Source organism: Sinomonas sp., assembly GCF_051955515.1.
GTDB lineage: Bacteria > Actinomycetota > Actinomycetes > Actinomycetales > Micrococcaceae > Sinomonas.
The window spans coordinates 1-7,670 of sequence record NZ_JBQCGQ010000255.1 but is presented as its reverse complement, the minus strand read 5'-3'; the positions used below and the strand labels follow the sequence as shown (position 1 = coordinate 7,670).

The following is a 7,670-nucleotide window of genomic DNA, read 5'->3' as shown; positions in this document are numbered from 1 at the left end:
GAGCGCTTCGGGGCGGCGATGGCGTAGATGTCATCCCACGGCCGGGCGGTGGTCTCGTTCGTCAGGAACGCGGTGGACACGTGCGGGCCGTACTTGATCTGGGACAGGGCCCCGCGCAGGTCCTCGGGGAGGTCCACGCCGATCCGGTGCGAGACGTCGGCGGTGGGGGCGAGGATGACGGCACGGGCCTCGACCTCGCGGTCGAGGCCGTCCTGGCTGTAGCGGACGAGCACGGAGTTCTTCCTGTGCACCACCTCCTGCACCGTCGCGCCGAGCTGGACGCGGTCCCCGAACGCGACCGCGATCGACTCGGTCAGGGTGGACGGGCCGCCCACGATGCCGCGGTTCAGGCCCTGCCCGATGCCCAGGACCAGGCTGAAGTATCCGATGCCGGCGCCGGCGGAGATCTGGTCCATGTCCCCGGCCGAGCGGGTCACGGTGGTCTTGAACAGGGCGGCGGCATCCTCGGGGAGGTTGCCGATGTAGTCCTGGAACGAGCTCTCGTTCTCGAAGTCGTAGATGCGCTGCTGGCGCATCGCCCCTGACTCTCCGGGGCGCTTCCTGACCACGCCGGTGTACTTGGCCACACCGCCGACGACCTTCATCCCGCCCAGCAGGGTCCCGATCCGGGCCGGGAGGGACATCGGGATCCGGAACGGGTAGGTGGCGATGTGCCCCTTGCGGATGAACTTCCCGTTCATCGCCAGCGCCTGGAGGGAACCCGGGATGGCGACGGCGCTGACGCCGACCTCGTTCAGCAGCGCATCGGTGGAGGACCCGGGGCCGGCGAAGACGTGCCCGCCCCAGTTCAGCCAGTAGGAGCCCCGCCGCTCGGACCTGATCCTCCCGCCCACCCGCGCGTCCGACTCGAGCAGGAGCGTGTCCCAGTGCCGCAGCCGCCACCCGGCCGAGAGGCCAGCGAGTCCAGCACCGACAATCACTACATCTTTCATCTTCTTGGTCTTTCCTTCTTCTAGGAGCGGGAGAGCTTGGGGGCATGGGCCGAGCGGCTGCGCTGCGGGGCCTTGCCCAGTGCAGCGCTCTCCGAAAGGGAGAGCCCGCGGGTCTCGGGGGCCCAGACGAGGGAGATCACTGCGCCAAGCAGCGTGATCACGGCGGCGATGATCATGGTCAGGCCGATGCCCAGGCCGCTGAGCGCGAGCGGGACGAGGTAGGTGCCGGCGGCGGCGCCGATGCGGCTGAGCGAGGAGGCGAGGCCCACGGCGGAGCCGCGGATCTCGGTGGGGAAGAGCTCGTTCGGGTAGACCCACTGCATGATCTGGGTGCCGCCGATGAGCACCGCGTACCCGGCAAAGAGGGCCATGATCGCGACCGTCGGGGCACTCGGGAACAGGCCCAGGAGCAGCAGCGCGATGCCGGACCACAGGAAGCTGTGGATCATGAGCGGGCGGCGGCCCATCTTGTTCACGAGCAGGACGGCGACGATGCACCCGACCATGAACATGATCGTGATGACCGCCGAGCCGATCTGGCCCATGCTGCCGTCGAGGTGCAGCGCGCCGAGGATAGCGGGGGCGAAGGCGTAGACGGCGAACAGCGGGACGATCGAGGCCGTCCAGAAGATCGTGACGAACGCGATCCGGCCGCCGTAGCCCGAGCGGAACAGGGCCTTGACGTCGAGGTTCTCCTTGGACTCGTCGGGCAGGTCGGCCACGGTGACGCCGGGGCCGAAGACGGTCTGCAGGGAGGCGTTGGCCTCCTCGACGCGGCCCTTGCCGGCGAGCCATCGCGGGGATTCCGGTGTGCCGATGCGGGCCAGGACGATCGCGATGGCGGGAAGGGCGGCGCTCGCGAGCATCCAGCGCCAGCCGTCCGCCCCGAGCTGGGTCAGCAGCTCGCCGACCACGTACGCGACGGCCGCGCCGACGAACCACATCGTGACGAACAGGCCAAGGAGCGGCCCGCGGTACTTGCGGGGCGAGAACTCCGCGAGCAGCGACGTCGCGATCGGGTAGTCGGCGCCGACAGCGATGCCGATGAGCAGGCGAAGGATGAACAGCCACACGAAGTCGCCAACGAAGAACTGCAGGACAGAGAACACGATGATGGCGATCAGGTCGACCGTGAAGAGCACCTTCCGGCCGAACTTGTCGGTCAGCCAGCCGCCGATGAACCCTCCGAAGAGGATGCCGACGAGCGAGGATGCGCCGACCAGGCCCTGCTCTGCGTCGCCGAGGTGCCACTGCGGGGCGAGCTGGGCCAGTGCGACTCCGATGATCGAGAGCACGTAGCCGTCGAGGAACGGGCCACCGGAAGAGAACAGGGCCAGCTTCTTGTGGAACGTGGAAAGGGGGGCGTCGTCCAACGCGTTTTTCGTCATCGAAAACTCCTTGTCGGTGGGACGGGCTGTGAACTGTCTCACTACGACTCTAGGATTAGATCAAAGATCAGGCAAGGGTTTTGATCAAAGATCTAGTCAATGGAGATGCGTGGGTTGGTGCCGCGGCGCGCTGAGGAGCCGCTCGGGGTCTTAGGGCGAAGCGCTCAGAGGGAGGGCGCGGGGATGCACTAGTCCCCGGCGCGCTGAAGAGCCAGGAGCTTCCTGATGCGGTCGGTGGCGTTCAGGAGCGAGGCGTCGTTGACCGAGGCGGCGGCGATGGGGTCTCGTTCGCGAGCGGCGGCGATGAGGTCTGCCTGGTACCGCCAAAGGACGTCGTCCTCCTGCCGCTCGAGGCTTCCCTGGGCTCCGACCATCTTGTAGGCGCGGCACTGCTGCCACAGGCTGCGGATCATCTGGACGAGCACGGGGTTCCCCCCGGCCCGGTACAGGATCTCCAGCATCGCCTCGTCATGGTCCAAGAGTGGGACCGCGCGGTGTTCGGCTATCGCCTTCCGCATGAGGTCGTATTCGGCCTGCATCCGATCGCAGTCCTCGGCGGTGATCCGCTGCGCTCCGAGGCGGGCCGCCTCGACCTCTAGCAGCCGCCGGATGTCGTAGACGTGCAGCAATTCCTCGAGGGTGAGGGACTTGACGACGGCGCCCCGGTGCGGCTGGCGCTCGACCATGCCGGCTTCCTCGAGGCGGCGGATGGCCTCCCTGACAGGCATCGGGCTCGTCCCGACCTGTTCTGCCAGCTCGCGGACCGTCAGCCGAGAACCGGCGGGCAGGTCGCCGTTGAGGATCGCCTCGTGGATGGTCTCGTAGACCTGATCCGTCAGCAGCGCGGGCTCGGCCCTTCTGGTAATCGGCATAGATCAAATATACAAACCCCAACCCCAGCGCTGGGGGCAAGGGCCGCGTCGACCCGGACCAAATTTTGGAGGAGGTATTGATCTTTGATCGAAAACTAGCCACCATGATGGACATCACATCGTCTCGCCGAAAGACATCACCCCGCCTCGCGGTCATCCACGGCAGGGACACTCCCCCCTCGCACGCAACCCAGCGGCCCCACCCCCAGAAGGGCACCTTCCATGAAAGACCTTGCAGCCCCATGAGCACGATCAGCGATACCCGCCAGAGCGCGGAGGCGCCTGAGGAGATCCGGGTGGCGCACCGCGCCCCCTGGGGTTGGTGGATCCTCACGGCGTTCGTCCTCGTCTTCGCCCTCGGCATCGTCCAGATGCTGGTCACCAACCCGAACCTCGAGTGGAACGTGGTGTTCGCCTGGTTCTTCAGCCAGAGCATCGTGGTCGGCCTCCTGCGGACCCTGGAGCTGACTGCCCTGTCGATGCTCTTCGGGATCCTGCTGGGCATGCTGACCGCGGTGATGCGGCTCTCGCCGATCCGGATCCTGTCCTCGGTCGCGTGGTTCTACACGTGGTTCTTCCGCGGGACCCCGCTGCTGGTCCAGCTGATCTTCTGGTACAACCTCGCAGCGCTCTTCCCCGTGATCGGCATCGGCATCCCACTGACCGGGCCCATGCTCTGGACCGGCAACGCGAACCAGATCGTGACGCCTTTCATGGCAGCCCTGCTCGGGCTGGCCCTGAACGAGGGCGCGTACATGTCGGAGATCGTCCGCGGCGGGATCCTCTCGGTGGACCAGGGCCAACACGAGGCAGCGGTCGCACTCGGCATGCGCTCGGGGCGTGCGATGCGCCGCGTCATCCTCCCTCAGGCCATGCGCGTGATCGTCCCGCCCACGGGCAACCAGGTCATCGGCATGCTCAAGTCCACCTCGCTGGTGAGCGTGACCTCGATGCCGGAGCTGCTCTACTCGGCCCAGCTGGTCTACAACCGCACGTTCCAGACCATCCCGCTGCTGATCGTGGCCAGCATCTGGTACCTGATCGTCACCAGCGTCCTGAGCATCATCCAGTACTACATCGAGCGCCACTACGCCAAGGGCGGCCGGCGCGCGCTGCCCCCCACCCCGTGGGAGAAGCTCAAGCGCAGCGTGGCCAAATTGATGCCGCCCCAGACCACTACCCCGGCCAGGAGAGCCTGATGAGCGCCCCACCCACCACCGCCACCACCCCGACCATCTCGGAGCGCGCCGAGCGCGAGGTCGTCCTGCGGGTCACCGGCCTGAAGAAACGCTACGGCCAGCTCGAGGTCCTCAAGGGGGTCGACCTCACTGTCGAGCGCGGCGAGGTGATGTGCATCATCGGCCCCTCCGGCTCGGGCAAGAGCACCCTGCTGCGCAGCATGAACCACCTCGAGGAGATCGACGGCGGGCGGGTCGAGCTCGACGGCGAGCTCGTCGGCTACCGCCAGAGAGGCCACAAGTACGTCACCCTGCCCGAGAAGGTGCTGGCCCGGCAGCGGGCGAAGATGGGCATGGTCTTCCAGTCGTTCAACCTCTTCCCGCACATGACCGTGCTGCAGAACATCGTCGAGTCCCCCGTTGGGGTGCTCAGGCAGGACCCGAAGGAGGCCAAGGCCAACGCCATGGTCCTCCTGGGCAAGGTCGGCCTGGCCGAGAAAGCCCACTTCTACCCCCGCCAGCTCTCCGGCGGCCAGCAGCAGCGCGTCGCCATCGCCCGGGCCCTGGCGATGAAGCCCCGGGTCATGCTCTTCGACGAGCCCACCTCGGCCTTGGACCCCGAACTCGTCGGCGAAGTCCTGGACGTCATGAAGGACCTCGCCCGGGAGGGCCTGACCATGGTCGTGGTCACCCACGAGATGGCCTTCGCCCGCGAGGTCGCCGACAGCGTGCTGTTCATGGACGGCGGAGTCGTCGTCGAACGCGGAAAACCCCGCGACGTCCTGTTGAACCCCCAGATGCCCCGAACCAGGGACTTCCTCTCCAAAGTCCTCTGACCCCGAACCACCACGCCGACCACGTCAAACCACCCCAGCACCACCCATCAGAAAGGTCCATCCATGTACGGACGCCCCACCCTCCGCGTGACCCTTACGGTCTCCGCGGTCGCCGCCGCCGCAGCCCTCGGGCTCTCCGCCTGTTCCGATCCGGGCTCGGCCACGAAGGTCGCGAACAACAGCTCCGCCAGCGCCTCCTCCGGTGGCTCGAACGTCACGACGACTTGGGGGCTGAAGCCTGTGGACGCCGTGGCGGCCCTCGTGCCGGCCGACTTCAAGGGCAAGGCCGTCCAGAACGGCATCTACAACGACTTCGCGCCGCAGGACTTCGAGGAAAACGGACAGCTGGTCGGCATCCAGCCCGACATCGTCCAAGCCCTCAGCGAAGTCATGGGACTGAAGGTCAACAACATCTCAGTCGGCACCTTCGACTCCCTCATCCCGGGCCTCAGCAGCGGCCGGTACGACATCTCCTCCGCCGACTTCGGCGTCACCAAGCCCCGCCTCGGCCAGGTCGACTTCGTCTCCGAGTTCGCCGTCGGAACCTCCTTCGCCACCAAGAACGGCAGCGGCATCACCATCGACAGCGCGACGGACCTGTGCGGGCACACTGTGAGCGTGCTGGCCGGCTCCTACTTCATCGACCAGGTCAACCAGGCCAGCGCCGACTGCGCCAAGGCCGGCAAGGCTGAAGTCACCCTGCAGACCTACCCCGACGACGGCGCACGGCTCCTCTCCGTCACCAATGGCCGCAGCGAGATCACCGCCACCACCACCGACGCCATGGCCTACGCGATCAAGTCCCAGAGCCTGCCGCTCACCCTGCAGAAGTTCGTCTACCAGCCGCTCGAGCTCGGCATCGCCCTGAAGAAGGGCAGCAGCCTCGGGCCCGCGATGCAGGCAGCGATGAAGGAAATCGTCAGCAACGGCACCTACGCCAAGATCCTGGCGAAGTGGGGCGTCAGCGACATCGCCTACCCCTCGGCGGACAAGGTCACCCTGTACAAGGACGCCTCCCAGCTGCCGAGCAGCTGATCCCCTACTGGCAATTCCACCGTCCCTGAGAGAAAGGAACCCCATGACCATCTCAGAGAGCACCACCACAGCTGGTGTCCGCCGCGCATCCGGGGCGAGCGAACTGATCCGTTCGGAGGAGCTGCCGCCCGCCCGGCTCTTCATAGACGGAGCGTTCCGAGACGGCAGCGGCCCGCTTGCCGACGTCGTCGACCCCACTTCCGAGAAGTCCTTCGCACAGATCGCCCTCGGCACCGCAGGCGAGGTCGACACCGCGGTCAGCGCCGCCGCCGCCGTCAAGGAGGCCTGGGGCAGGCTCGTGCCCAAGGAACGCTCCGCGCTCCTGCTCAGAATCGCCGACCGCGTCGCCCAGAACTCCGACCTCCTCGTCCGGCTCGAATCCGCCGACACCGGCAAGCCCTTCGCCGTCTCCCGCGACGACGTCGAGAGCACGATCGACACCTTCCGCTTCATGGCCGGGGCCCTGCGCGCGACCACCACGATGGCGGCCGGCGACTACGCCCAAGACCACCTCTCGCTCATCCTGCGCGAGCCCCTCGGCGTCGTCGGCGTCGTCACCCCGTGGAACTATCCCCTGCTCATGGCGGCGTGGAAAATCGCCCCGATCCTGGCCGCCGGGAACACCCTCGTGATCAAGCCCGCCGAGCAGACCTCCCTCACCACCCTGAAGTTCGCCGAACTCACCGCCGACATCCTCCCGCCCGGAGTCTTCAACGTCGTCACCGGCAAAGGCTCAATCGTCGGAGCGCGCCTGGCCGAGCACCCGAACGTGGACATGATCGCCCTCACCGGCTCCGTCGGCAGCGGCAAGGCGGTCGCCCGCGCCGCCGCCGAGACCCTCAAGCGCGTCCACCTCGAGCTCGGCGGCAAGGCACCCGTCGTCATCTTCAAGGACGCCGACCTCAAGGCCGCCGCCGAATCGCTGCGCACCGCCGCCTTCTGGAACTCCGGCCAGGAATGCGGCGCCGCCTGCCGGGTCCTCGTCCACCAGTCCGTCGCCGAGGAATTCACCCAGCTCCTCGTCGGCCAGGTCCGCCAGCTCCCCGTCGGCGAGCCACTCGCCGGGGACGACATCGAGATCGGGCCGCTGTTCTCCAAGGACCACTACGAGCGCGTCCTTGGCTACATACAGCAGGCAAAGCACGACGGCGTCACCGTCGCCGCCGGCGGCACAGCCCTCGACGGCCCGGGATACTTCGTCGCCCCCACCGTCCTGACCGACGTCCCCGAGGGCGCCGAATGCGCCCGCGAGGAGATCTTCGGCCCCGTCGTCACCGTCGAGACATTCGCGGACGACGACGAGGCCATCCGCCGCGCGAACGACGTCCCCGTCGGCCTCGCCGCCTCCGTCTGGACCGAGAACGCCCGGCTCAGCCACTGGGCCGCCGCCCGGATCGACGCCGGCACC

At 67.5% G+C, this 7,670-nt stretch carries 7 protein-coding genes; 4 read left to right on the top strand and 3 right to left on the bottom strand.

Annotated elements, in window-relative coordinates:
• The 3 genes from ACTHL9_RS15225 to ACTHL9_RS15215 all read right to left on the bottom strand — a co-directional run.
• Positions 1–953, bottom strand: a 953-nt coding sequence (locus ACTHL9_RS15225; RefSeq protein WP_440520130.1) for a flavin monoamine oxidase family protein, incomplete at its 3' end; no start/stop codon positions are given.
• Positions 954–973: 20 nt separating this feature from the next.
• Entirely contained in the window at positions 974–2,341 is a 1,368-nt protein-coding gene (locus ACTHL9_RS15220) for an MFS transporter (protein ID WP_440520129.1), read from the bottom strand.
• 188 nt (positions 2,342–2,529) lie between these two features.
• Positions 2,530–3,213, bottom strand: coding sequence for a GntR family transcriptional regulator (locus ACTHL9_RS15215; protein ID WP_440520128.1), 684 nt, complete (start codon positions 3,211–3,213; stop codon positions 2,530–2,532).
• Between the two features lie 242 nt (positions 3,214–3,455).
• Here ACTHL9_RS15215 and ACTHL9_RS15210 point away from each other — a divergent pair, with 242 nt between their 5' ends.
• The 4 genes from ACTHL9_RS15210 to ACTHL9_RS15195 all read left to right on the top strand — a co-directional run.
• On the top strand, positions 3,456–4,412 hold the full coding sequence (locus tag ACTHL9_RS15210) for an amino acid ABC transporter permease (RefSeq protein ID WP_440520127.1): 957 nt from the start codon (positions 3,456–3,458) through the stop codon (positions 4,410–4,412).
• Entirely contained in the window at positions 4,412–5,227 is an 816-nt protein-coding gene (locus ACTHL9_RS15205) for an amino acid ABC transporter ATP-binding protein (RefSeq protein ID WP_440520126.1), read from the top strand. Before ACTHL9_RS15210 ends, ACTHL9_RS15205 begins: the two co-directional genes overlap by 1 nt.
• Positions 5,228–5,290: 63 nt before the next feature.
• Positions 5,291–6,262 (top strand): ABC transporter substrate-binding protein, encoded by a 972-nt coding sequence (locus ACTHL9_RS15200; RefSeq protein ID WP_440520125.1) that lies wholly within the window; start codon positions 5,291–5,293, stop codon positions 6,260–6,262.
• A 43-nt stretch (positions 6,263–6,305) separates the two neighbouring features.
• Positions 6,306–7,670 (top strand): aldehyde dehydrogenase family protein (locus ACTHL9_RS15195; RefSeq protein ID WP_440520124.1); only part of this gene is annotated, 1,365 nt, incomplete at its 3' end.